Source organism: Ruegeria sp. CH8 (assembly GCF_056536985.1).
Map to the genome: position 1 here is coordinate 1 of NZ_JBQFQR010000075.1, position 1273 is coordinate 1273.

Below are 1273 nucleotides of genomic sequence, written 5' to 3' on the forward strand. Positions count from 1 at the left end.
TTACAGGTTAGGATAGATCGGGAATTTGGCGCAGAGGTCTGCGACCTCGGCTTTGACCTTGGCTTCGACGTCGGCGTTGCCGTCCTCGCCATTGGCGGCCAGACCGTCGACCACTTCGATGATCCAGTCGGCGATCTGGCGGAATTCGGTCTCACCGAACCCGCGGGTTGTCCCGGCGGGCGAGCCCAGGCGGATGCCCGACGTGATGGTCGGCTTTTCCGGGTCAAACGGCACACCGTTTTTGTTGCAGGTGATATGCGCGCGACCCAGAGCCTTTTCGGTTGCGTTGCCCTTGACGCCTTTGGGGCGCAGGTCGACCAGCACAACATGCGTGTCGGTGCCGTGGGTCACGGTGTCCAGACCGCCCTTGATCAGCTGATCCGACAGCGCCTGCGAGTTTACCACAACCTGCTTGATGTAGTCCTTGAACGCCGGCTGCAGTGCTTCGCCAAAGGCCACGGCCTTGGCTGCGATCACATGCATTAGCGGGCCGCCCTGAATGCCGGGGAAGATGGCCGAGTTCACTTTCTTGGCGATCGCCTCGTCATTGGTCAGGATCATGCCGCCGCGCGGGCCGCGCAGGGTTTTGTGCGTGGTGGTGGTCGCAACGTGGGCGTGCGGGAAGGGCGAGGGATGCTCACCCGCCGCAACCAGACCGGCAAAGTGTGCCATGTCCACGTGCAGATAGGCACCGACCATATCGGCGATCTCGCGCATGCGGGCAAAGTCGATCTGACGCGGAATGGCCGAGCCGCCTGCGATGATCAGCTTCGGCTGGTGCTCTTTTGCCAACGCTTCGACCTGATCGTAGTCCAGCATGTTGTCTTCTTTGCGCACACCATACTGGACGGCCTTGAACCACTTGCCCGATTGGTTGGGTGCGGCGCCGTGAGTCAGGTGACCACCGGCATCCAGGCTCATGCCCAGAATGGTGTCGCCGGGCTGGATCAGCGCTTGAAACACACCCTGGTTTGCCTGCGAGCCCGAGTTGGGCTGGACGTTGGCGAATTCGCAGCCGAACAGCTGCTTGGCGCGGTCGATGGCGAGGTTTTCGGCGATGTCAACGAACTGGCAGCCGCCATAGTAGCGACGGCCCGGATAGCCTTCGGCATATTTGTTAGTCATCACCGAGCCCTGCGCCTCCATCACGGCGGCAGAGACGATGTTTTCGGACGCGATCAACTCGATCTCGTCGCGCTGACGGCCCAGCTCGGATGTGATCGAGCCAAACAGCTCAGGATCACGATCGGCAAGGGACTGGGTGAAAAAACCG

1 protein-coding gene is annotated in these 1273 nt (G+C 61.6%); it reads right to left on the reverse strand.

What is annotated here, in order from left to right; all coding sequences use genetic code 11:
• Positions 1-1273 (reverse strand): serine hydroxymethyltransferase (gene glyA / locus ACR0ER_RS25565; protein ID WP_480771268.1); only part of this gene is annotated, 1273 nt, incomplete at its 5' end.